Annotated in this window: 26 protein-coding genes and 1 pseudogene; 14 read left to right on the forward strand and 13 right to left on the reverse strand. The window is 37.1% G+C overall.

Going from position 1 to position 24,555, the window contains the following annotated elements; all coding sequences use genetic code 11:
- Together CNR22_07670 and CNR22_07675 are read left to right on the forward strand one after the other, a co-directional pair.
- Positions 1-198, forward strand: coding sequence for a hypothetical protein (locus CNR22_07670; protein ID PBQ31650.1), 198 nt, complete (start codon positions 1-3; stop codon positions 196-198).
- Positions 199-222: 24 nt separating this feature from the next.
- On the forward strand, positions 223-1,233 hold the full coding sequence (locus CNR22_07675; protein PBQ31651.1) for a ferredoxin--NADP(+) reductase: 1,011 nt from the start codon (positions 223-225) through the stop codon (positions 1,231-1,233).
- A gap of 113 nt (positions 1,234-1,346) precedes the next feature.
- On the opposite strand, the gene CNR22_07680 is transcribed toward CNR22_07675, so the two are convergent.
- The 3 genes from CNR22_07680 to gyrB are packed head-to-tail and all read right to left on the reverse strand — an operon-like array spanning position 1,347 to position 5,053.
- Positions 1,347-2,327 carry a glycosyltransferase gene (locus tag CNR22_07680; protein PBQ31652.1) on the reverse strand — a complete coding sequence of 327 codons (981 nt, stop codon included), beginning with the start codon at positions 2,325-2,327 and terminating at the stop codon, positions 1,347-1,349.
- Between the two features lie 41 nt (positions 2,328-2,368).
- Entirely contained in the window at positions 2,369-3,082 is a 714-nt protein-coding gene (locus CNR22_07685; protein PBQ31653.1) for a hypothetical protein, read from the reverse strand.
- Between the two features lie 18 nt (positions 3,083-3,100).
- Entirely contained in the window at positions 3,101-5,053 is a 1,953-nt protein-coding gene (gyrB, locus tag CNR22_07690; GenBank protein ID PBQ31654.1) for a DNA topoisomerase (ATP-hydrolyzing) subunit B, read from the reverse strand.
- A 147-nt stretch (positions 5,054-5,200) separates the two neighbouring features.
- On the opposite strand from gyrB, the gene CNR22_07695 reads away from it, so the two are divergent.
- Both CNR22_07695 and CNR22_07700 read left to right on the forward strand, forming a co-directional pair.
- Positions 5,201-6,517, forward strand: a complete 1,317-nt coding sequence (locus CNR22_07695) for a hypothetical protein (protein ID PBQ31655.1) — start codon at positions 5,201-5,203, stop codon at positions 6,515-6,517.
- Positions 6,518-6,561: 44 nt separating this feature from the next.
- Positions 6,562-7,404 (forward strand): ATP-dependent exonuclease, encoded by an 843-nt coding sequence (locus CNR22_07700; protein PBQ31656.1) that lies wholly within the window; start codon positions 6,562-6,564, stop codon positions 7,402-7,404.
- Positions 7,405-7,470: 66 nt separating this feature from the next.
- Here the strand turns inward: CNR22_07700 and kynU are convergent, their stop codons facing one another.
- The 4 genes from kynU to CNR22_07720 form a co-directional block, all read right to left on the reverse strand.
- Positions 7,471-8,757 (reverse strand): kynureninase, encoded by a 1,287-nt coding sequence (gene kynU / locus CNR22_07705; GenBank protein PBQ31657.1) that lies wholly within the window; start codon positions 8,755-8,757, stop codon positions 7,471-7,473.
- A 167-nt stretch (positions 8,758-8,924) separates the two neighbouring features.
- Complete coding sequence (locus CNR22_07710; protein ID PBQ31658.1) at positions 8,925-9,278, reverse strand: sec-independent protein translocase TatC; 354 nt, start codon at positions 9,276-9,278, stop codon at positions 8,925-8,927.
- A gap of 200 nt (positions 9,279-9,478) precedes the next feature.
- Positions 9,479-10,096, reverse strand: coding sequence for a hypothetical protein (locus tag CNR22_07715; protein ID PBQ31659.1), 618 nt, complete (start codon positions 10,094-10,096; stop codon positions 9,479-9,481).
- The gene (locus tag CNR22_07720; protein ID PBQ31660.1) at positions 10,093-10,710 is read right to left on the reverse strand and encodes a hypothetical protein; all 618 of its coding nucleotides are present in this window, start codon (positions 10,708-10,710) and stop codon (positions 10,093-10,095) included. Before CNR22_07720 ends, CNR22_07715 begins: the two co-directional genes overlap by 4 nt.
- A gap of 623 nt (positions 10,711-11,333) precedes the next feature.
- Between CNR22_07720 and CNR22_07725 the strand changes: the two genes are divergently transcribed.
- The 5 genes from CNR22_07725 to CNR22_07745 all read left to right on the forward strand — a co-directional run bounded on the left by CNR22_07725 (position 11,334) and on the right by CNR22_07745 (position 18,161).
- Complete coding sequence (locus CNR22_07725) at positions 11,334-12,305, forward strand: ribonucleoside-diphosphate reductase (protein ID PBQ31661.1); 972 nt, start codon at positions 11,334-11,336, stop codon at positions 12,303-12,305.
- A gap of 257 nt (positions 12,306-12,562) precedes the next feature.
- Positions 12,563-14,980: a ribonucleoside-diphosphate reductase subunit alpha gene (locus CNR22_07730; protein ID PBQ31662.1), complete on the forward strand. Its 2,418-nt coding sequence runs from the start codon at positions 12,563-12,565 to the stop codon at positions 14,978-14,980.
- A 250-nt stretch (positions 14,981-15,230) separates the two neighbouring features.
- Complete coding sequence (locus CNR22_07735) at positions 15,231-16,595, forward strand: hypothetical protein (GenBank protein PBQ31663.1); 1,365 nt, start codon at positions 15,231-15,233, stop codon at positions 16,593-16,595.
- On the forward strand, positions 16,579-17,214 hold the full coding sequence (locus CNR22_07740) for a hypothetical protein (GenBank protein PBQ31664.1): 636 nt from the start codon (positions 16,579-16,581) through the stop codon (positions 17,212-17,214). The genes CNR22_07735 and CNR22_07740 overlap by 17 nt, the downstream gene beginning before the upstream one ends.
- A 110-nt stretch (positions 17,215-17,324) precedes the next feature.
- Positions 17,325-18,161: a restriction endonuclease subunit R gene (locus tag CNR22_07745; GenBank protein PBQ31665.1), complete on the forward strand. Its 837-nt coding sequence runs from the start codon at positions 17,325-17,327 to the stop codon at positions 18,159-18,161.
- Here the strand turns inward: CNR22_07745 and CNR22_07750 are convergent.
- Positions 18,158-18,367 (reverse strand): transcriptional regulator, encoded by a 210-nt coding sequence (locus CNR22_07750; protein ID PBQ31666.1) that lies wholly within the window; start codon positions 18,365-18,367, stop codon positions 18,158-18,160. The two genes, CNR22_07745 and CNR22_07750, sit on opposite strands and share 4 nt — an antisense overlap.
- A 182-nt stretch (positions 18,368-18,549) precedes the next feature.
- Here CNR22_07750 and CNR22_07755 point away from each other — a divergent pair, with 182 nt between their 5' ends.
- From CNR22_07755 to CNR22_07765, 3 genes and pseudogenes are all read left to right on the forward strand, one after another.
- Positions 18,550-18,747, forward strand: a complete 198-nt coding sequence (locus CNR22_07755; protein PBQ31667.1) for a hypothetical protein — start codon at positions 18,550-18,552, stop codon at positions 18,745-18,747.
- A gap of 118 nt (positions 18,748-18,865) precedes the next feature.
- The gene (locus CNR22_07760) at positions 18,866-19,423 is read left to right on the forward strand and encodes a hypothetical protein (protein PBQ31668.1); all 558 of its coding nucleotides are present in this window, start codon (positions 18,866-18,868) and stop codon (positions 19,421-19,423) included.
- Between the two features lie 147 nt (positions 19,424-19,570).
- Positions 19,571-20,114 (forward strand): annotated as a pseudogene (locus CNR22_07765) (DNA-binding protein).
- A gap of 172 nt (positions 20,115-20,286) precedes the next feature.
- On the opposite strand, the gene CNR22_07770 reads toward CNR22_07765, so the two are convergent.
- The 3 genes from CNR22_07770 to CNR22_07780 form a co-directional block, all read right to left on the reverse strand.
- The gene (locus CNR22_07770; GenBank protein PBQ31669.1) at positions 20,287-20,943 is read right to left on the reverse strand and encodes a hypothetical protein; all 657 of its coding nucleotides are present in this window, start codon (positions 20,941-20,943) and stop codon (positions 20,287-20,289) included.
- A 111-nt stretch (positions 20,944-21,054) separates the two neighbouring features.
- A complete protein-coding gene (locus CNR22_07775) occupies positions 21,055-21,396 on the reverse strand; it encodes a hypothetical protein (protein ID PBQ31670.1) in 342 nt (113 codons plus the stop codon).
- 24 nt (positions 21,397-21,420) lie between these two features.
- Complete coding sequence (locus CNR22_07780; protein ID PBQ31671.1) at positions 21,421-21,762, reverse strand: transcriptional regulator; 342 nt, start codon at positions 21,760-21,762, stop codon at positions 21,421-21,423.
- A gap of 111 nt (positions 21,763-21,873) precedes the next feature.
- Between CNR22_07780 and CNR22_07785 the strand changes: the two genes are divergently transcribed.
- Both CNR22_07785 and CNR22_07790 read left to right on the forward strand, forming a co-directional pair.
- A complete protein-coding gene (locus CNR22_07785) occupies positions 21,874-22,434 on the forward strand; it encodes a hypothetical protein (protein ID PBQ31672.1) in 561 nt (186 codons plus the stop codon).
- A 236-nt stretch (positions 22,435-22,670) separates the two neighbouring features.
- Positions 22,671-23,099 carry an ATPase gene (locus tag CNR22_07790; GenBank protein PBQ31673.1) on the forward strand — a complete coding sequence of 143 codons (429 nt, stop codon included), beginning with the start codon at positions 22,671-22,673 and terminating at the stop codon, positions 23,097-23,099.
- A 28-nt stretch (positions 23,100-23,127) separates the two neighbouring features.
- Here the strand turns inward: CNR22_07790 and CNR22_07795 are convergent, their stop codons facing one another.
- Together CNR22_07795 and CNR22_07800 are read right to left on the reverse strand one after the other, a co-directional pair.
- The gene (locus CNR22_07795; protein PBQ31674.1) at positions 23,128-23,343 is read right to left on the reverse strand and encodes a hypothetical protein; all 216 of its coding nucleotides are present in this window, start codon (positions 23,341-23,343) and stop codon (positions 23,128-23,130) included.
- A gap of 69 nt (positions 23,344-23,412) precedes the next feature.
- Complete coding sequence (locus tag CNR22_07800; GenBank protein PBQ31675.1) at positions 23,413-24,471, reverse strand: hypothetical protein; 1,059 nt, start codon at positions 24,469-24,471, stop codon at positions 23,413-23,415.
- Positions 24,472-24,555 lie beyond the last annotated feature (84 nt).

A 24,555-nucleotide genomic window follows, 5' to 3' on the forward strand; every position in this document is an offset into this window, starting at 1 on the left:
TTGGCTAAAAATAATGAATTTTATTCAGACGACTGTAAAAAATGGGCATTTAACACTATTTTATCTTACAAGTGGTCACATATTTTGATTTTATGGCAGGCACAAAAATTGCATATCCAAGCCTCTATTTTTGCCGCCGATTTAAGTGATACGTCGTCGGTTTTTAAATTTTTTTGGATTAAGGCTATTCAAAAATAAGCTACCTTTGCCAAAATTTTCTAAATGATTCACACAGATTTAGTTATTGTTGGGGCAGGACCAGTGGGTTTATTCGCAATTTTTGAAGCAGGTCTGCTCAAAATGCGCTGTCATCTTATCGATTATCTTCCGCAAATTGGCGGTCAGCTTTCTGAAATTTATCCTAAAAAACCTATATACGATATCCCGGGCTATCCATCCGTTTTAGCACAGGAATTAATCGACAATTTGTTGAAACAAGCAGAACCTTTCAAGCCTGGTTTTACACTTGGCGAAAGAATTGAGTCAGTTAAAAAAAGAGGTGAACGTGATTTTCTGGTAACAACCAATATGGGTACACAGGTAGAAGCAAAAGCCGTAGTTATAGCTGGCGGCCTGGGTTGTTTCGAACCTCGTAAACCTGAAATTGCAGGGCTCGAAAATTTTGAAAATGGCAAAGGAGTTAACTACATGATTCTTGATCCTGAAAAATACCGCGATCAAAAAATGGTAATCGCAGGTGGCGGGGATAGCGCATTAGACTGGACTATTTTTCTGAGTGATGTTTGCAGCGAACTTACACTGATCCATAGAAGTGAGAGTTTTCGTGGAGCTCCAGATAGCGTTAATAAGGTTATGGACCTGGCTGCTAAGGGTAAAATTAAATTACTTCTTAATTCTACCATTGGTTCTGTAAGCGGCAACGGAACATTGGAAAGTATCGAAACCCTAAACATTAAAACGCAGGAAAAAAACAGTATTGCTACACAACATTTAATTCCATTGTTTGGTCTAAGTCCCAAACTTGGTCCGATTGAAGCCTGGGGACTTAATCTTGATAAAAATGCTATTGAAGTAAATGTTGATGACTACAGCACTAACATCGAAGGCATTTATGCTATTGGCGATATAAATACTTATAAAAATAAATTAAAATTAATTCTTTGTGGTTTCCACGAAGCTGCATTAATGAGCCACAGTGCTTATAAATACATTAATCCGGGAGTTAAGTATACCATGAAGTATACAACCGTTCAGGGGGTTAATGAGTTTTAATTTTCAAATTGATTTAAAAGAAAGCGTTCTGAATGAGAACGCTTTTTTTATGCCCGAATCTTTCACCATTTAAATTCTAAATGGTCTATGCTCCTGATTGTTTTTTGCCCTCATTAGAATTTCAGACTTCTTAGTTTTTCCTGTGCGCATTTTCTGGCTCCAAATGTCTTCTCCCAGTAGTCGGCAAGATATTCCTGTTCAGTTTGACCAGGTGTAGGAATCAGTATTAATTTTTTTTTGTCCAGTAGATGAAGATCCATTAATGTGCTATAACCACTTCTGCAAATCACAGTAGCGCTCTCATTAATTAAATCTGAAAGGATGTTTTTTTCCTTTGAAAAAAACACCTGTATATGACTGGGAATATTCTGCCCTGCTGCAAGCTCCACAGGCATTGCGAAAGCGAAAAGTAATTCAGGCTGTTGCTCTGCCTTTTGCAACAGTAAATTTTTCAAAATTGAATACTGAGGTTCCGGACCGGAAAGTAAAATCAGGTAATCGTATTTTATTTTCGCCGGATTTTTTTTTTGAAGACGTGATTGCGGTTCTATATATTTTATAGTCGCATGAAAATGTTTTCCATGTGAAAGTTCTCCGCCAAGACTTTGCGCTTCTCTTTCGTAATCTGGGATCCAGACTTCATTAAAATTGAGGATGTATTTTTTATTTATGCTTTGCGCTATACTATTTGCAAAAGGAGTTTTTAAAAAAACCTGATGTGTTATGAAGATACTGTGTGTGGTTTTTGAAAATAATCCAAAGCGATTATCACTTATAACTACATCAATCTTGTGCTCCAAAATAAGTCGTTGTATAAGCTCATTCTCTTTTTTTATTACTCTAAAAATACGCGGACCAGAAACTAATAATTTCAACCAAACCGGAAGTACGGAAGAATACCGGACATTGTACGCTGGCATTGCTATTCTTTGCAAATGCGGAAACTCCAGTTGAAAAATTTTTTCGGTCAGAGCTGTTGTACCGATAATAACCTTGTTGTTCTTGATCAATTTACGGATGATTGGAACACAGCGTGTAGCGTGGCCCAAACCCCAATCGAGTGCACAAATAAATATTGTTTTACCGGAAATCAAACTACTTTATCTCTTTGATATGATTTTAGAGCTAAAATGCACTAATTTAAATTTAAGCCGAAAACCAGGCCAATCCAGGGTTTACGCTCATAGATCCAGTATTTGCTATTTTTATCTAATAAATTATCCCATGCGATTGACACACCTGAAGTGTATTTTCCAACAGCCATAATAAGTGCAGCACCTTTTAACCACACTACACCTTCGTATTCAGAATTGATATTATAATCGGTTACCCAGGGATTCATTGCCGTAGATCCAAAGCCCGTAAAGCCTCCGAGCGAGATGGCATAATGGTGGGATTCGCGCTCGTAATAATTAAAAAAATGTTTGCTATACTTTATCCTGTAAAAATCTTTTCTGATTCCAAGATACGCTGCACCATTTAAACTTGTTGTAAATTGTTGTGGAAGGCTTTTTGTTTCAGGGCGGTATTTAAAAGGAATAGTAAGAGCGTCCAAATCAAAACTTAGTGAATGATAATACTGTGTGTTTACTTTTTCATTTGTTTTGCAAACGAAAATTTTTACAAAGGGTTTAATAGTATCTGCTACAAAATCACCGTTCACTTTACTTAATTTGTGAACTACAATAGAGTCGCCTCTATTCTCAACATAGACTTTTGCTTTTGCGAAAACTTTTGACCGGTATTCGCCATCCGGCAGATCATGTACGCTGGAATCTTCTTTAAAAACGCCACAACTAGCACATGCCAGGATAAGAAAAAGCAGGATAAGCTTACTAATCGCTGGCATGGGAAGAGGGTTTAAAGGTTAAGCGTCAATTTTTGCGTACTTGGCATTTTTTTCGATGAATTCACGACGTGGTGGAACCTCATCTCCCATTAACATACTGAATACACGGTCTGCTTCAGCAGCACTGTCAATAGAAACCTGGCGTAAAGTACGCGTTGATGGATCTAAAGTAGTTTCCCACAATTGTATGGCGTTCATTTCACCAAGACCTTTATATCGTTGTACGTGCACACTGTCTGTTTTCTCACCACCAAATTCTTTGATCTTTATATCACGCTCTGTTTCATTCCAGCAATACGATTGCTCTTTTCCTTTTTTTACCAAATACAATGGAGGGGAAGCAATATAAACATGCCCTTTTTCCACAAGCTCTTTCATGTGACGGAAAAAGAATGTCAAAATTAAAGTTGTAATGTGAGAACCATCGACATCGGCATCACACATGATAACGATTTTATGGTAACGTAATTTATCAAGATTCAATGCACGCTCATCTTCTTTTGTCCCGCGAAAAACTCCCAGCGCAGTGAAGATATTTTTTATCTCCTCATTCTCGTAAATTTTATACTCTAATGCTTTCTCTACATTTAAAATTTTACCACGCAAAGGCAAGATTGCCTGGAACTCCCGGTTACGGCCTTGTTTAGCTGTTCCACCTGCCGAATCACCCTCAACTAAAAACAATTCGCAGGCGAAAGGATCACCACTTGCACAATCTGCCAACTTACCCGGTAAGCCAGAACCATTCATAACGCTTTTACGCTGCACCATCTCGCGGGCCTTGCGGGCAGCATGACGGGCCGTTGCAGCTAAAATAACTTTATCTACAATCGTACGCGCTTGTTTTGGATGTTCTTCTAAATAATTTGAAAGCGCTTCACTGATAGCCTGATCCACTGCTCCGATAGCTTCGTTATTTCCGAGTTTACCTTTGGTCTGACCTTCAAATTGAGGCTCCTGAACTTTAACGGAGATTACCGCAGTTAAGCCTTCACGAAAATCATCCCCACTAATTTCAAATTTTACTTTTTGAAGAAGACCGTTTTTCTCAGCATAAGATTTTAAAGTACGTGTTAAACCTCTTCTGAAACCTGCTAAGTGCGTTCCTCCTTCGTGTGTATTAATATTATTTACATAACTCTGAATGTTTTCACTGTAAGAGTTGTTATACATCATGGCAACTTCAACAGGAATAACACCTTTGTCGTTCTCCATGTAAATTGGCTCTTCAATAATTTTTTCTTTTGCATCATCTAAATACAATACAAATTCGCGCAAGCCTCCCTGACTATAAAACACTTCAGATAAAAACGCGCCGTTTTCATCCTTTGTACGTTCATCCGTTAAAGTAATCGAGATTCCTTTATTTAAAAAAGATAACTCACGCATACGGTTAGCAAGCGTTGTATAATTGTACTCGTGAACAGTGAAAATACTTGTATCAGGTGTAAAGGTTACAATGGTTCCGCGATCTGTTGTTTCACCAACTTCTTTTGCTGGATACATTGGTTTACCTATGTTAAATTCCTGTACCGTTATTTTTCCATCACGGTGAACTTCCGCTTTTAATAAAGTAGATAAGGCATTTACACAACTAACACCTACTCCGTGCAATCCACCAGAAACTTTATAAGTGTCTTTATCAAATTTTCCACCCGCGTGCAACACAGTCATTACAACCTCTAAAGCACTTACGCCTAACTTAGGATGAATGGAAGTAGGAATACCACGTCCGTCATCTTTTACGCGAACTGAATTTCCTTCAAGAATAGAAACTGAAATATTTTTACAATGGCCTGCTAAAGCCTCATCAATTGAATTATCTACAACTTCATAAACAAGATGATGCAAGCCTTTAAAACCTGTATCACCGATGTACATAGATGGACGTTTTCTAACCGCTTCTAACCCTTCTAAAACCTGAATATTATCGGCTCCGTAATTCTCTTTTGCTGCTGTAACTTCTGACATAAATTGCTCTATCTGTATATTTTATATTATCCTTTAAATATACTGAAAAATTGCGGATTCCGGGGTGTAAAATGCTGCAAATGTTACTAACAAAATGTTAAAAGTTGTGTTAGAAAAATTAGCTTATTTTTGACCTCAAATTAAAAAATGATCTGGCATACACTCCGCTATTTAATAACCTTTCTTTTACCTGTTTTTTATAAAAGAACACAGATAAAAAATCTGGATGCAATTACTGTAAAAGGACCAGTAATTATCGCTATGAATCATCCTAATGCATTTACCGATCCAATTTATATAGCTTACCTCTCCTATCCGCAACGCGTATTTTATATGGCACGTGGAGACGCTTTTAAACCGGGATTAATAGCCTATATCCTTGAAAAGATTGGCATCGTACCCATTTTCAGAATTCAGGATGGGGGTAAAGAGGGTTTAAAGAAAAATGACGAAGCCTACCGCCGCGTAAATCATCTTTTGAGCAAAAACGGCAAGGTGATAGTTTTTGCTGAGGGATTATGCATTCAGGAAAGAAGGTTGCGCCCTGTTAAAAAAGGTGTCGCCAGGATGGTTTTTGGGGCTTATGAGGCCTTAAAAACCGAAAACCTGGTTGTTGTACCCATTGGAGTAAATTACACCAAGCCTGACAAATTCAGAAGTGATATTTTTTATAACATTGGAGAGCCCATAGTAGTAAAAGACTTTATGGCCGATTATGAGGAGAATCCCGCACGTACTTACAACAAGTTTCTTCAGGTGCTGGAGCCAAAAATGAAAGAGCTTATTACGCATATCAACGATAAGCAAAATGACGAGTTCGTGTTGCAGGTGGAACTACTTTACAAAAAAGATCTGCTGCGTGAACAAGGTCTGGATTTTAGAAATCTGGATCATGATTTTCAGGTTTTAAAACAACTCACTGAAAAAGTAAACCTGGCAAATGAAGCAAATCCCGAACTTGTTACCGAAGCAAGGGTTCTATCCAAACACTATTTTAAGGTTTTAGAACAAAATAAATTAAAAGACTGGCTCATCAATCCTAAACAAAACCAGCAGGTAAATAGTCTGTTTCTTGTTTTAAGGATCCTGGCCTTATTACTTACTTTGCCGCTATACATTGCGGGATTGCTGGGCAACTACCTTCCCCTGATCTCCACCCACCTCCTTGCTAAAAAGGTCATTAAATTCAAAGAGTTTTACTCGTCTATCGCCATTGGATCGAGCATGTTTATCTTTTGGATCAATTACGTACTTTGGTTTATGCTTATTTACTGGCTCTCACCAAATGTACTTTGGCCTTTTGGAATGTGTTTTGTTATGATCATGTGTGGCTATTTCAGTCTTTACTATCATCCCTTCTTAAAGAAAACCCTGGGTATAAAGCGAATATTAAGCAATAAATCTTTGTACAGCTCGTTAACCGAAGAAAGGAAAAAACTCCTATCTTTAATTAACAAATTTTAATCTGCCGGCACTCAACAACGGCACAGCGTTTGCGTATAAAGGGTATGAAAATAGACAGAGGTATAGTTCTTCTTTGCAGCGTGGTTGCTGTGGTGATTTTATCGTCCGCTAAGTTCTCTAAGCCGCATACTCAAAAATTGACGGAATTGTCGCAAACTGTTCCGCCGGATTTTCTTCCCGCTAAAAAAAATATAGCTTTTAAAGAAGGTGAAATTTTAACCTACCGCATGCACTACGGCCTTTTAAATGCCGGTGGCGCCGTTTTAGAAGTTAAACCTGATATTATGAATATCAGTGGTCGCCAGGTTTACCATATTGTGGGAACTGGTTTTACAACAGGTTCTGCCGACTGGTTTTTTAAAGTGCGCGACCGTTATGAAACTTATATGGATAAAGACGCTCTTTTACCCTGGATGTTTGTACGCCGGGTGGATGAAGATGGTTTTAAATTCAGTCAGGATTATATGTTTAACCACTATACTAAAAAGGTAGATGTAGGTAACAATCAAAAATTCGATATTCCAAGTGGCATCCAGGATATGGTGAGCGCATTTTATTATGCCCGCAACCTTGATCTGAGTAATGCTAAACCGGGCGACACTTATACTTTAAATTGTTTCTTAGACAAAGAAATCTGGCCATTAAAAATCAAATTTATTGAGAAAGAAGTGATCTCAACCGATATTGGAAAATTTCGTTGTCTAAAATTTCGTCCCATCGTTCAACAAGGACGTATTTTTAAAAAAGAGGAAGACCTCAACGTTTGGATAAGCGACGACAATAACCACATCGTAATGCGGGCCAAAGCAGATATCATTATTGGTAGCGTAAAGATGGATATTACGAGCGCTAAGAATCTGGCGAATGCTATGAGTAAAGTCAATTGATGCAACACCTCAGGGTGCAAGAGTCAGGACGCAAGATTAAATTGTCTTACTTCCTGACTCTTTTTTTTATAGTAACTCTTTCAAAATCTCACCAAATCTATACATGTCCTCAAAAGAATTGTAAAGTGGAATTGCGGCACAACGAATGACGTTAGGTTCTCTCCAATCGGGAATAACACCCTTTTCAATTAAAGAAGTATAAAGTTTTTTACCGTAACCATTTGCTACTATTGAAAGCTGACAGCCCCTGTTTTCGTTAGGAGTAATGATTTCCAGGCAATTGTTTTTTTGTTTGTTGATGTCGTTTACAATAAACTCCAGGTAAGCCACAAGGTCTTTACTTTTCGCTATCAAAGCATCCATTCCTACTTCATCAAAAATATCCAGGCTCGCTCTGCAGGCAGCCATGCTGAAAATGGGAGCATTACTTAATTGCCAGCGTTCAGCAGTTTCCATTGGCACAAATGTATTGTCCATAAGAAAACGTGTTTTTTTATCATGTCCCCACCAGCCAGCAAACAATGGTAACTCCGTATTTTTTAAATGCTTTTCATGAACAAATGCTCCAGCTACACTACCCGGCCCGCTGTTTAAATATTTGTAACTGCACCAGGCTGCGAAGTCTACATTCCAATCGTGTAAGTGCAATTTGATATTCCCCGCACCATGTGCCAGGTCAAATCCAACGATAGCTCCAGCTTTGTGACCCACTTCGGCAATTGCTTTCATATCGAAAACCTGCCCGGTAAAATAATTTACTCCGCCAATCATTACCAGAGCCAGAGACTCTTTATTTTTTTCAATCGCAGCAAAAATATCTTCTTCCCGAATGTGGTACTCGCCTTCTCTTGGCGCTACTTCTACAATAGCATCTTCGATAGTGTACCCGTGAAATTTCACCTGCGATTGTAAGGCATACTGATCGCTTGGAAAAGCTTTTGCCTCACATAAAATTTTATAGCGTGACTTTGTTGGCTTGTAAAATGAAACCATCAACAAATGCAAATTCACAGTCAGTTGATTCATCATCACAGTTTCCTGAGGCAATGCCCCTACAATTTTCGCCATTTTATCCGTCAGCAATTCATGATAGGATAGCCAGGGGTTCTTAGCAAGGAAATGCCCCTCTACACCAAATTTCGCCCAATCATTTAACTCTTGTTGCAAATAGCTTTGAGTTGTTTTAGGTTGGAGCCCTAATGAATTTCCTGTAAAATAAACAACGTCTTTCCCTTCATGTTGGGGCATTAAAAAACGTTCGCGAAACCCTTTCAGTTTATCGTTTTGATCAGCTTGTTTTGCGAATTCTAAAGTATTTTGAAAGCTTGTGCTTGTAGTTGTTGCCTGTGACATATGTAAATTTTAGGAGGCATAAAAATAAGGATAAGGGACGAATTGCGCTAATTTGGCCGCTCGTATTCCGAGACTAATTGCACGACTTTCACACATGCAGCATTGCCAATGGCACACCCTTTTTGTATACATTGATTAGTATACTCTATCCAACGCGGGCAAAGTTCCTAGTGCATCTTTTCCCACTTACTTTTAAAAGTAAATGCTAAAACGGTTGCGCGTTGTTTTGCAAGATCAGCTCTTTCCCCATTAAATAGACTGTCTACAGCTCTAATCCAAACCTCCAGCCATTTATCAAACATGTAAGTTTTAATAGGCAAATTAATATGTTTATCGAAAACATTGGCTTTATAGCCTTCCTCGTCTAATAAAATCAGGGCCCAAAAAGAAACTATGTGGGGAACGTGTTTCGGAAAATCGATGCCATCAAAAACAGGTTTTATGTCTTCAAGTTTTAAAAGATTAGCGTAGAAAGTAGTAATGAGGAGTTCTATGTCGCTTCTTGATTGGATGTCGTTCATGCGACAAAATTACAAGTTCTTACTTCGGGTCTAAGGAAATATTCTCTCAGACGGACGCTTATCTCATATATTTCGCTGAAAAAGTGTAAAAAGATGTGATTTCGCCGGCGACGATTATTTACCAAAGGCAAATAGTTCTAGGTGAATTTTTTATTTAAGCTTCAGCAATTCTGCGAAATCTTTGGCAAACAGGGCTCGAATTAATCAGGACGCACCTCAGAATCACCCTCTTCAGAAATTGGAGTTGGGCTGATCTCTTTTAATTTTTGTCTTTCTGCTGCTCTTGCAGCGCGACGTTCTGCTTTTAAGCGGGCTTTTTCTTCGTCCGAAACAACATCGGTAGTTGTTTCAACTTTTGTAGGGGCAACTATAGTTTGTTCTGTTTTTACCTCTGGCGTGGCTGCTACTTTTTCTTCCACTTTGGTTTCAATTACCGGCGCAGGCTCTGCTTTTACTTCTGCCACGGGCACTGGTCCCAGTGTTTCAACTTTTGATGTAACTACAGGTTCGGGCGTGGAGGCTACAACAGGTTTTATTTCAACCTTTTGTTCATTTACCCGGGAAGGATTTTTGATACTTACGAAATTCACTAGAAGAAAAGAGAAAAGAATAATAATAACTCCGAAAACAGAAGGTAAAACGACGCTACGGTTCAGGCTGAAATTAAAATTCTTTAAGCGGTTCTCGCGGTTCTGATTCCCAGTGGCTTCCGAGAAACTCTCAAATTTCTGCCAGGCTTCTTCCTTAACCGGTACCGTGAACTCTTTCATTTTAAGACGAAGATTTCTCTCGTCTATTTCGTAAGTAAAATTGCTCATGCCTTTATCTGTTTTAAATTTTTCTCAATATTTTTCTGAAAATTAAATCTTGCTTTTTCGAGATTGCTTTTAGCTGTAGCTTCGCTGGACTCTAATAAGGCTGCCGCATCAAGCAGGCTATATCCATCAATTACATGCAGGTTAAAAACCAAACGCTGCGAAGGAACCATTTGTTGAAGACTCTTAACCAAAACATCAGTATCGAGGTGGTTAAAATCAATCAGCTCATTATTTTCAAAAAGATTGTAGTTTTTAGAAGTGGTGGCATCAGTGGCATGAACCGTGCTCGAAACGTAGTATTCTGAGCGCACATTCTTTACAAACTCAATACAGGCTTGAATAAATTCTTTCTCAAAAAAAGCATCCAGGTCGGCAACTTGTGAAGTTCGCAAATTCTGTAACTTTTGAAGACAAGTCGCAAATCCGCTGTTGGTCATTTCTTCAGCCTGATCTGCATTTTTAGAATAGCGGTTGGCTATTGCGGCTAATTGACCATAATACGTATCAAACGCCGTTCTTTTAGCGGCTTTGTCGTTCTTTTGGATCGCAATGATCAGTTCTGGAGAAGACATGGACTTAAATTTGGTGTGAGTACTTGAACGAAAATAATTCATAAAAGTTTCATTGTCAAGGGGAAATGTTCATTTTGTTAAAGTTGGATTGTTAAAATCGACGCTTCCTCTTTTTTAGGCGGCGAACACCCAAATTTTCATGTTCTAAACTGCGCTTGCACCGACTAGTCCGGGCTACAATCGTCCCCCGAAAGGGTGAATTATAACTGTCCAATCCGCGCTAACATTGTATAAATTCTATTAAGCTCACTCACTACCAGAGTTAGACTTTGAAATTTTTGTAATCACTTATTCCCATTTTCTCTCTTCCCTGCAAAAACAAAACTATACTTCGTCGAAAAAACAGCGCGAAGAAATTTTTAGTCACACTTGCTGAAAACAGGCGCTATTTTCGGCTTCTATAGCTGATCTCCCGTTTGTAGTTTAATGTTCTTAAAAATACTTTTCATACTTCCTATACCTATTTTTGGTTTTTTTTCTACTTTTTATTAGTTGGCTGTAAATCAGTCGAATTGCGGGTTATCACATGTTTTGCACAATGAACCAATGTTTACAACTTCGGCAAGCTGTTAATTTAATTCTCTATCTATCGGGACAGATTTTCTATTTATTTGTAACAGAGATTAAGGAATAAATAATAACCCGATTTAATTAAGAATTTAACTATGACTGAACCAATACTCGTCGAAAACAAAGACAGATTTGTACTTTTCCCTATAAAATATAAAGACATCTGGGAATTCTATAAAAAAGCTGAAGCTAGTTTTTGGACGGCAGAAGAAATTGATCTTGCTTCTGACATTTCTGATTGGAACAACAAGTTAAACGACAACGAACGTCACTTTATTAAACACGTATTGGCATTTTTTGCCGCCAGTGATGGGATTGTTAATGAAAACCTCGCAATTAACTTCCTTAATGAAGTTCAGTACCCTGAAGCCCGTTGTTTTTATGGTTTCCAGATCATGATGGAGAATATCCACTCTGAAACTTACTCTCTGTTAATAGATACTTATATTAAAGATCCGGTTGAAAAAGACCATTTATTGCATGCTGTTGACACTGTACCTTGTGTAGGTGAAAAAGCAGACTGGGCATTACGCTGGATCAATAATGGCTCTTTTGCCGAAAGGCTTATTGCTTTTGCAGCAGTAGAAGGAATTTTCTTCTCCGGATCCTTCTGCTCTATCTTCTGGCTGAAAAAACGTGGTTTAATGCCAGGTTTAACATTCAGTAATGAATTAATCAGCCGCGACGAAGGTCTGCATTGTGATTTCGCATGTTTATTATATGCATCGCATGTAAAAAACCAATTGCCAAAAGAACAAGTAACTCAGATTATTATTGACGCTGTTTCTATCGAGAAGAAATTCGTGGTAGACGCTATTCCTGTTAAATTAATAGGAATGAACTCTGACCTTATGTGTCAGTATATTGAGTTCTGTGCCGACAGGCTTTTACAGTCTCTTGGCTGCAATAAACACTACAATGCAGTGAATCCATTTGATTTTATGGAAATGATCTCATTGCAGGGTAAAACCAATTTCTTTGAAAAACGCGTAGCGGAGTATCAAAAGGCTGGTGTAATGAATAATAACTCAGAAAACAACGTTTTTAATCTGGACGAAGACTTCTAGATTTTTAACGTCTGTCGGTAAGATAGCCCCCTCTTATTTTTGTAACTTTATGTAGGCATGACGCGGTCTTGCCAGGGAATTTTAGCCCCTAAAACGTAGGAAACAAGAGAGGTAATTAACCGGCAAAAGTTGAGACTAATGAACTTTTGAAAGTTAGAAACATTAAAAAACTTAAAACAAGAACAGGTATTATTGAAAGTACCTTGTAGTAACGAATTAGATTAAAAAAACCTCAAAAACTAAAAAACCAAAGGCGTATGTTTGTAGCAAAAAGAGATGGCACCAGGGAGTCGGTAAAATTCGATAAAATTACCGCTCGTATTCAAAAACTCAGTTATGGCCTAGAGCCATCACACGTAGATCCAATATTAGTTGCCAAAAAGGTAATTGATGGTGTTTACGATGGTGTAACAACCAGTGAGCTGGATAACCTAGCAGCAGAAACTGCAGCAGGCTTAACGTCCCGCCACCCCGATTATGCTCAATTAGCATCACGTATTGCAGTTAGTAATTTACATAAGAACACGATCAAGTCTTTCTCCAAGACTATCGAAGCCTTATATCATTATATAGATCCGAAGAATGGATTAAACGCCTCGCTTATTGCGGACGACGTTTATAAAATAGTAATGGACAATGCTCATACGCTTGACTCGTCTATTATTTACGACAGAGACTTTGGTTACGATTATTTTGGTTTTAAAACATTAGAACGTTCTTATTTGCTTAAGATGAACAACCGTGTTGCTGAACGCCCACAACACATGATCATGCGCGTAGCCGTAGGAATTCATAAAAACGACATTGAGGCAGCATTAAGAACTTATACCTTAATGAGCGAGCGCTGGTTTACGCACGCAACTCCAACTTTATTTAACGCTGGTACTCCTAAGCCGCAAATGAGCTCGTGCTTCCTGCTACAAATGAAGGACGATAGCATTGATGGTATTTACGATACATTAAAACAATGTGCTAAGATCTCTCAAAGCGCAGGTGGTATCGGTATCAACATTCACAATGTACGTGCTACAGGCTCTTACATTAAAGGAACTAACGGTACCAGCAACGGTATTATCCCGATGTTGAAAGTGTACAACGAAACTGCACGTTACGTTGATCAAGGTGGCGGAAAACGCAAAGGTTCTATCGCAGTGTATCTTGAGCCTTGGCATGCTGATATCTATGAATTTTTAGATATCCGTAAAAACCATGGTAAAGAAGAAATGCGCGCGCGTGATTTATTTACTGCGCTTTGGATTCCTGATTTGTTTATGAAACGTGTGGAAGCTGAAGGCATCTGGAGCTTGATGTGTCCGAACGAATGTCCGGGTTTAAGCGACTGTCACAGTGCTGAATTCGAAGCTTTGTATGAAAGATACGAATCAGAAGGAAAATTCCGTAAACAAATTAATGCCCGCGAATTATGGGCGGCGATTATCGAAGCGCAAATTGAAACCGGAAATCCTTACATGTTGTTTAAAGATGCTGCTAACAGCAAATCCAACCAACAAAATTTAGGAACTATTAAGTCTTCTAACTTATGTACTGAAATTATCGAGTACACAAGTGCTGACGAGGTAGCTGTTTGTAATTTAGCTTCTTTGGCTTTACCACGTTTTGTGGATGAGAAAGCGGGAACTTTTGATCACGATAAATTATTCGAGATCACGTACCAAGCTACTTTAAACTTAAATAAAATCATTGACCGTAACTACTACCCCATTCCGGAAGCACGTAATTCAAACATGCGTCACCGTCCGATTGGTTTAGGTGTTCAAGGGTTAGCGGATGCTTTCATTTTGATGCGTTTTCCTTTTGAAAGTGAAGAAGCTAAAAAATTAAACTCTGAAATTTTTGAAACGATTTATTTTGCTGCGTTAACAGCAAGTAAAGACTTAGCAAAAGTAGAAGGTGCTTACGAATCGTATCCTGGTTCTCCTGCTTCTAAAGGCATTTTCCAACACGATATGTGGAATGTTACTCCAAGTCCACGTTGGGAATGGGATATTTTACGTGAAGAAGTAATGAAATACGGTATCCGTAACAGCTTATTGTTAGCGCCAATGCCAACAGCAAGTACTTCTCAGATTTTAGGTAACAACGAATGTTTCGAACCTTACACGTCTAACATTTACACACGTCGTGTGTTAAGTGGTGAGTTTGTGGTAGTAAACAAACATTTATTACGTGACTTAGTGAAACTTGGAATCTGGAACGAGAATTTGAAAAACAAAATCGTTGCAGCAAATGGATCTGTACAAGGTATTCCTGAAATTCCAGCTAACATTAAAGAACTATACAAAACGGTTTGGGAAATTAAACAACGTACGATTATTGATATGGCCGCTGACCGTGGTGCATTCATTGATCAGTCTCAATCGTTGAATTTATTTATCCAGGATGCTAACTTCGCGAAAATGAGTTCTGCTCACTTCTACAGCTGGAAAAAAGGATTAAAAACAGGTATGTATTACTTACGTACAAAAGCTGCTGCTGATGCAATTAAATTTACAGTTGATCAGGATGCTTTACAACAACCGGCATTTGTTTTAGGAAACGAAGATCAGTTGTTAGTAGATCGCGGACAAGCACACATCTTAACCTTTGACGAACAACAGGCACAGTTAAGCTGCTCTTTGGATAATCCAGAGGATTGTGAGGCTTGTGGAAGCTAGTTAAGCATTTCTCGACTACGCTCGAAATGACACTCGACTACGCTCGAAAGGACACTCGACTACGCTCGAAATGACACTCGACTACGCTCAGCCTGATTAGTACATAATAAAAATAATTAAGAGCCCCTCAGTTTTCGGATTGAGGGGCTTTTTAGTAAAAGAGTATTTTTTTCACACTTATCAAAAAAATATGTTAAAATAAAGGATAATAATCGATCGTATGTATATATTTACGTGAAATTTTCACATTATGCTACTTCGATTCTCACTTTTTAATATGTTTTCTTTCGGTGAAACGAAAGAAATTAATATGCTCTCAAATAATAGAATTAAAAGATTAGAGCATCATAAATACAAGTTGGACGATCTTAACATCGTCAAGATGGCTTCTATCTATGGCGCAAACGGTTCTGGTAAATCTAATCTTATTAAAGCTCTTTCGTTATTAAAAAAAATTGTCATTTCCGATGAATTGCCTTTTCGTTTTACGGAAAATTCTATTTACAAATTTAATAATAAAGGAGATAAGAGTAATCAGATTTTAGCGATTGAATTTATCCAAGACAATGTGCCTTATTATTACGCAATAGATGTACTAAGAAATATTATACAAACCGAAGAATTATACAGATCTGGACTGGGGAAAAACAAGGATCAACTTATTTTTGAACGGACCACCGATAGCGAAGGCAAAACAAAGTTAAAACTGTCAGAAGACTTTGAAAGCGACAAAGAGAATCTTGTTCTTAAGAGCGTAATCGAAAAGAATTTGGCCAAAAATAATTCCTCGGTTTTTAAGCTCTTAAGTTCGTTTGATAGTCTAAGTGAAATTAAAGCTCCCTTTAATTGGTTCAAAGAAACCTTGCAAATTCTTACACCTAAATCTAAACCACTCGGTCTCGTAAATAGAATTGATAAAGATTCAGAGTTTCATAAATATGCCGAAGATATAATGTGTTCTTTTCATATTGGTATAAATAGTTTAAAGTCCGATAAGAAAAACGCTAAGGATTTTTTTGGAGAAGATAATGAAAGCGATCTGGAGGATTTAATAAAAAGGCTTGAGATTTCACCTAGCAAAATGCTCCTTAATAAAAAAAGTAATGGTGATGAATTTTTATTGGTAAAAGAAGATGATGAATTTTTTGTAAAACAACTCAAATTAGAGCATGTAGGTCGAGCTGGTACTAAAGCGGAATTTCATATAGGGGAAGAGTCAGATGGCACAATTAGAATATTAGATTTTGTTCCATTATTTAAAGATGCGATTTCAAAACAAAAAGTATTCATTATTGATGAAATTGAAAGAAGCATCCATCCTTTATTAATTAAAGAACTCGTAAAAAAATTCTCAGACGATGAACATACGACTGGGCAAATTATTTTTACCACTCACGAATCAAATTTACTGGATCAAGATATATTCAGACAAGACGAAATATGGTTTACTGAAAAAGATAAAAACGGATGCACGGATTTATACTCCCTAAGTGATTTTAAAGAACATAACACGATTGATATTCGCAAGGGATACTTAAATGGGAGATATGGTTCTATACCTTTTTTAGGTAATTTAAAAGATTTAAACTGGCATAATCATGATTCTAAAGAATAGATCCTTTGAAAGAGTTCCAGCGAACAGGGATGCCAAAGTCTTTTATATATTTTGTGAAGGAAAACGTACAGAGCCAAAATATTTTAAATACTTCGAAGAAATTGATTCGCGAATCAAATTTGAAATTATTCGGGCAGAGCAGCATGAAAATAATTCTCCAACTGGACTTTATGATAAAGCTTGCCTATTTATAATCAAATCACAAGCAAACCCAAATCCTAAATATGAAATATCAAATATTGACGAGGTATGGTTTGTAATTGACACTGATGAATGGAAAGATAAAATTGAAACTTTAAGGGGGAAATGTTCCTCCCACGAAAATTGGTTCATTGCTCAAAGTAACCCTTGCTTTGAAGTATGGCTATATTATCACTTAAAGAGTCATGCGCCAAAATTTGAAGGAATAGAAATTTCCAGTAAATGGAAAGGTTTTGTGAATGAGCAAATTCCTGGTGGTTTTAATCCTTTAAAACACCCTATCTTAATTAAAGATGCAATAGATAACTCAAAAGCTAATTATATCGAAGTAGAGGGGAGAATTTATATTGGTAGCACGGAGATTTTCAAACTCGCTGAAAAATTCTATAGTCTAATTGAGCGTAAAATGGGATCGTAAAATTATATATCTGTATTTGAGACCCTATTATTATGAAAAAATCTAATATTCAAACTTCATTTGCTTAATCCAAATCTATTCCTACCTTTAAAATATCAAAACATATTTTCATGGCAGCAATTACCCAAAAAATTCAAAGCCGCATCTCAGAAGGCTTAAAACGTTTCCAACCTATTGTAGAGTCGGCTAAGATCAGAGATGTAAGCGAATCTGACACTGTTGTAATGTTGACGGGAATCCTTTCAGAAATTTTAGGATATGATAAATATCTTGATATTACAACCGAGTTAGCCATTAGAGGAACTTACTGCGATCTGGCACTAAAGATTGATGGAAAGCTCTCTTTATTGATTGAAGCCAAAGCAATAGGCATTGAATTAAAAGAGCCCCATGTTAAACAGGTTGTTGATTATGCAGCGAACAAAGGAATCGAATGGGTTATCCTGACTAATTCTGTGACATGGCGCATTTATAAAGTTGTGTTTTCAAAACCCATACAAAATATTCTTGTTTGTGAAATTGACTTTCTAAAATTAAGACCAAAAGCAAATCAGGATATCGAGCAACTATTTTTATTAAGTAAAGAGGCCGTTTCCAAATCTTCCCTAGAGGATTACTTTACACAAAAACAAGCTACCAATCGTTTTATGATCGGTAACCTCTTGTGCGAGGAATCCATTTTAAACACCTTAAAGAAAGAGTTAAAACAAATCTATCCAGATATCAAGGTTACAAATGACGAAATAAAAACTGTTTTAACTACCGATGTTATTAAGCGAGAAATTTTAACTGGTGAAGAATCCGAAGAAGCAAAAAAGAAAATCTCTAAAGTAAATAAGAAGAAAGAAAAGCTAAAGACTGAGAAAAAAATTGTAAATATTACAATGGATGCTATAAAAGATGCAGTTACTAATGAAGAGAATTCTGAAGTAACAACTGAAAACTAATTCTTAGTCGAAACTAACAACTCCCTCACATCTACCTTCAAAACTTCTGCAATCTTAACTAATGTTTCCAAAGAAGGCTGCATTTCATTTGTACACCAGCGTGAAACCGTTGCAGCATTCTTGTTCATTTTTTCAGAAAGCCATTTACTGGTTCTTCCTTGTTCTACAAGAACAATCTTAATTCTATTTATAACATTCTTAGCCATTTTGATTGCGATTTACATCATTGAATTATCAATTCACATCAAAAATATGATTTGATTTTCAATTAGTTAAACATCGTAATACGCAATATACATTGCAAATTACATAAATATACTTGCTTAATAAGTACATAGAACATATTTTTACATCATAAATAATTGATGTAAAACGCAAATATATAACTATGCCAACCAAGCCCACCAAAGGAAAACGCCAGTTAAAGATCGCGGAGAAATATTTCCCACGCACCCTTAATCAATATAAGATCTTTCCCAAAATTAACCTGGCGGGCAAATGGCTGCAGGAAATTGGTTTTGAGTGTGGCAAAACAGTAACGGTAAAGTACGGGAAAGGAAAGATCGTAATAGAGTGCCGTGAGTAGATAGTGTATGGATAGTGTATGGATAGTGTATGGATGGTGTATGGATAGTGTATGGATGGTGTATGGATAGTGTATGAGGAGTGTATGATTACACTGGAATTATTATCTTGTAAATTAAATGCAAAAAGCCCATACCTGTAAAAACTGCGGAAAAGAACATGCTGACTGGCCTGCCCTAACTTATGATTCACCAACGGCTTATAATGTGCTACCTCAAAACGTGAAAGAGAGAATTGGCGATTTAGAAAGCGATTTTTGTGTGGTGAGTCACGAAGAACAAACAGATCGTTTTATTCGCGTGGTTCTGCTTCAAAAAGTAATCGATCATTGTGAAGACCTGCACTATGGTTTATGGGTTTCGCTCAGCGAAAAAAGCTTTTCAGATTATTCTGACAATTTTCATAACGAAGATCATGAGACAGAATATTTCGGTTGGCTTAGCAATGATTTACCGGATTACGATTTTGAAAAGAGTATTCCAACTACTGTTTACACAAAAAAAGGAAACCAAAGACCAGAAATTATTCCGCACAAAGATTTTGACCATCCTTTTGTACACGATTATTACGACGGTATTACAAAGAAGGAAGCGGAAAAACGTATTAACGATATGCTAAACCTCAAGGCAAGTCGTGAAGAAACATCAAGTACTAAACCTTGGTGGAAGTTTTGGTAGGTATTTTCAAAATGCTACAATCTGTGGCAATACACTTTCCAATTTTGACCTACTTTTATTCCGGCAATCGCTTTACCGGTTTATACCACACTCAACATTTCATCAATCCTCCCAGGGTTGCGCCGCATAATAATCCTAAAATAAATTATGGAAACAAAGAACCTTCTCGACTCTCCCGAAACACGTTCAGGACAGGCTGCTCTAAGTGACAATTTGCCTGATGAAACGGTGATGAATAAAATTTATTACATAAGGAGTCAAAAAGTTATGTTGGATAAAGACCTTGCTAATCTCTATGAAGTCTCAACCGGTCGGTTAAATGAACAGGTAAAACGTAATATTAAACGTTTTCCCTCTGATTTTATGTTCCAACTTACTGAGAATGAGTTTGGAAGTTTGATATCGCAAATTGCGATATCAAAAAGAGGGGGAACACGAAAATTACCCCTTGCATTCACAGAACAAGGCATTGCCATGGCTTTCTGGTCTACTTAATAGTGAGAGAGCTATCGCGGTAAACATATCAATAATGCGGGCCTTCATTAAAATGCGCCAAGCGCTTTTAGATAACACAGAATTGAGGTTGGCCCACGACCAAATCCGTCAGAAAACAGATAATAATAATACTAAGAATATTGAATTAGTGTTTCAGTATTTGGATGAATTACTCGATAAAAAAGAGAATCCATGAGCAAGAGAACAGATCGGCTATCCAAAGCCTGATAAAAAAAGCGTTGAATGAAATAAATTTGACTCTTGATAATCCAACCAGGAATATGAAGTTGTTTAAGAAACCATTTTGGCACCTCCAACTATACCGATAAATTCGCTTAAGTAGGATATCCGAAACGTGAAAGATTTATTTATTTCCCGTGCCTGGAGTGCTTATCGCTCTTGCCGTAAGTTTTTCTTGTATCGACAATTTTTCCAGTTTCCAGGTCTAAGTAGATGCAGCCGAATACAGGATCGTTGAACACACCCGGAAAATCACTGTTTTCACTAAGAAGAATAGAATTGTCGATAAGCTCGCGGATTTTGTATTTTTCATCCAGCGTAAATGTTTGTTTAATGAGTTTATCATTCTCTACTGAAAATTTCAAAATAAATCCGCGTCGATCGTCATCCGCGCTATTGGTTGTCGAAACAATCCATATTACACCGTCATCTAAAACTCTTAGTTGAGGAGTGTCTTGAATTTTTGAAACAGGTGAACTGAAATCTATTTTATGCAATGATTTATTTGAAATGCTATCGTAGACTTCCAAAAAATATCCGAAATGTGTTTTACCGTTACCGGCATTCTGATCGTGAACCGACTTGTCACGATTACCTTTAGAACCCGTCTTTTCACTTAAAATAATACATCTCTTTTGACCATTCAAATCAACATGCATGTAATCTATAACCGATTCAGTCGCGAAAAAATTCATGAGCAACCAAACGGCAGGAATCATTAAAATAAAAACAGATACCGCGATGATTGTACTTTTTCTACTTTTCTTTTTTTCTTCCGCTGACATGATCTAACGTTTTAATTTTTTATTTGCATTCTGATCAAATGTAATAAATTCAACTTATTTTGGGGGTTAACAGTATAAACTTTCACATCAGAATTCGTCATAAACATGCATTTATTCAGAACCCGACTGTTTACGTGATCGAAACAGAACTCGTATAAATGAAATCACTCCCACTACAAAACAAAACAAAGGACCAATAAACTCGATTTCCAAACCCCAACGGGCTATCATATCAAGGCAAGGGTATCCAACCAACAGACATACTATAGCCGTTGCTATGCGCAGCTCTTTTCGTTTAGGATCCATGATTAAGACTGCTGATCCGAAAACTCCTGCCAGCACACCAGCCATTGCATAAAGATTGTAAATTAGGGCAAGACCATCTAACGCGTCGGCTGATGCACAAAAAGGAACAAGAATGATTGTAAGAATGAGAATAATTCTTTTGATCATAAACTGCTTCTCAATTTAAAAAATTTACTTTCCTAAAACTTCTTTTCGAAAATGTGTCCCCCAGGTTAATACCTCATCTAACATCTTTTTCATAGAGCGTCCAAGTGGTGTAAGAGAATATTCTACGGTTACAGGCATACTGTCGTAAAGCGTTCGCGTAATAATTTTATTTTCTTCTAAGGCTTTCAGTTCTTGTGAGAGCATCTTGGGCGAAATATCAACGATATCCCTCTGAAGTTCCCCAAAACGTTTATTACCGAAAGTAAGCGCCAGAACAATTGGCAGTCGCCATTTACCTTGTATTACTTCTAATGCATCTCTCGAAATCATTAATTTCTGCTGACACATAGTTTCTTTCTGATTCATTAGTGGAAGGTTTTTAAACTTACCCCGAGGTAACTACTTACCAATAGGTAACTACTATACTTTAGGTAGTAAAGTTAAGTAATTTTGTTCCATAAATAAATTAAAAATATCATGGCAACTAAAACAACCTGGGTTATTGACCCAACACATTCTGAAGTCTTTTTTAAGATCAAACACCTTGTTATATCTACCGTAACCGGCGCGTTCAAAAAATTTGATGGTAAGGCTGTTACGCAAGAAGATGGATTTAACAACGCTAAAGTGTATTTTACAATGGACGTTAAAAGCATAGATACCAATCAGGCTCAACGTGATGCTCATCTGCAGGACGGCGACTTTTTTATGGCCGATCAGTATCCGCAAATCATTTTTGAGTCGACATCCTTTTCAAAACTAAGCGGCAGCGATTATAAAATGGTTGGAAACTTAACCTTGAGAGGAGTTACCAGATCTGTTGAATTACATGTAGAATATGGAGGCTCTGAAAAAGACGGCCAGGGCAATTTAAAACATGGCTTTGAAGTTACCGGTACTATTAACCGAAAAGAATTTGGTATGACCTGGAATAAAATCACCGACACTGGTGGACTCGGCTTAGGTGAGGATATAAAACTTAGTGCAAATATTCAGGTTGGAAAATTAGTGGAAGAGTCAGCAGAACTAAAAGCTTAATGCCCGGTTAAAACTTTAGAGATCATTCTCTAAACACATGTGTTTAATCTATCACAAAGTAGATCCTAAAAATGAGGGGCCAAATGGCTCCTCTATTTTATTCTGCTATCCCGTTAGCTCTTTCAGGTCAGATAACAAAAAAGATGGTGTCTAAACTGCACCTTTAAATTGTCTGATTTGCCCATCTTAAAACTTGATTTACCAGTGTAAATTCGTTTATCAATTGGATCTGATCTATGAAACGAGAAAATTATACTTACAGTTTTGAAACTTCTAAAACTGCACACGAAGTATACGAATTGCTGCTTGACATTAAAAAATGGTGGTCGGGATTATACGAGGAGATTATTGCTGGAAAAAGTAAAAAACCCGGAGATGAATTTAATTTCAAAGCTGGGGGTGGCATGCACGATACAACTCAAAAACTTGTTGAATTAATTCCCGATAAAAAAATTGTATGGCTGGTTACAAAAAGTCAGCTCAGTTTTTTAAGTGATCCTTCAGAATGGACAAATACAAAACTCTGTTTTGATATTGAACCGAAAGGAAATAAAACAAGAGTAACATTCACTCACGAAGGTTTAACCCCGCAAATTGAATGTTACACTAATTGTTCAACCGCCTGGACAGGATACCTCGATAATCTTAACAAAGCGTTAAAATAATATTCCAAAAGACTGGCGAAAGTAAAACTTAAGCGACTTTCTTTCTGCTCACAAAAAAGGCACCCACTCCTGCAACCAGAAGTACAACACCAATAATTGGCGACCAGCTTACTGGGTGATTTTCTGTTTTATTGATTTCTAATTTTCCAAGGTCAACCACTTTTTCTTTGGTTGCAAAATTTACCCCTGTAATGATCATCATAATTGCGCCTGCAACGATGAGAACAACTGCTAATGCTTTCATAATATAGTTTTAGCGGTATGCTTCAAAACCGATGCCAGCGAGGTGTAATTGTAGATTATTAATCCGCATTTACAGATTTGTGTCGCCCCAATCCTTTCCAGTAATCTCCGTCACGTCTTTCACCAGATTTAAATATTTTTCTGGGGCAGAAGTGCAATCTCCCATAGTAACTATAAGCAGATCAAATTCTGGAACCAGGATGAGATGATTATTATTAAACCCACAAGCATTAAAAAACTTTATTTTTTTGCCTGAATTCAGTTTATAGCAATCATTTATCCACCACATATAACCATAGCCATTTATATCGAGGTAATCATTTATCCGACTATAATTTTTGAAAGACATATTAATCCAATTACTCTGCAAAATTTGTTGCCCTTTCCATACTCCGTTTTGCAGATAAAGCATTCCTAATTTCGCAAGATCGTCAAGACAAAGGTAAAGTCCACCTGATGTATTTGTCCTCCCATTTTTGTAATTACTCCATTTATAATTTGTTATTTCCAAAGGTTTGAATAAAACGTCATCAGCATAGTGCGCAAAAGATTTGCCGGTTGCTCTAAAAATAATTTCCGACAGCAAAGCTGCATTCGCGCTCGCATAGTTAAACTGCTTCTTGTCACTTATTTTCCTTGAAAAAATATAGTCATACAAATTTTCAGCGGCGTACATCTGATAAGTTGGGTTCAAAAATTCAGGGTGTTTATCCTCCGCCCATTCGATCCCCGAACTCATTGTTAAAAGGTCTTCCAAGGTGAGGCATTGCCACCCCTTTCTCAGTTTATTTTTATATTCCGGAAAAAAATCGAGAATCTTCTGGTTTACATCTTTCAGATCTTTGCGGCTAATTGCTATCCCAATAACCAATGCTGAAATGCTTTTTGTAATAGATTCTACAGATTGTGGGGAAGAGGATATAGAAGCCATTCTATACAGGACTCGTCCTTTTTTTTGAATGCTGCAAGCCTTCATAGAGCCATAATGACCCGACTTAAAGCGGGCAATTATATAGTTTGAAAATTTCTCTTTAGTTACAGACTCCAAATCTTTACCTGGTTTAGAAATCAGAAAGCCATTTGAAAAACAGAAGATAAAAGCTACACTAAAAAATAGAATTACTTTCATGGGTGTTGGGATTTTTATCTAAGATTGTGTCTTAAATAAAAAAAAGGCCCATGGACTTTTTATCTGGCTTAAGTTTTTAGATAA

Source organism: Sphingobacteriaceae bacterium, assembly GCA_002319075.1.
In the GTDB taxonomy this organism is placed as follows: Bacteria; Bacteroidota; Bacteroidia; order B-17B0; family Aurantibacillaceae; genus Aurantibacillus.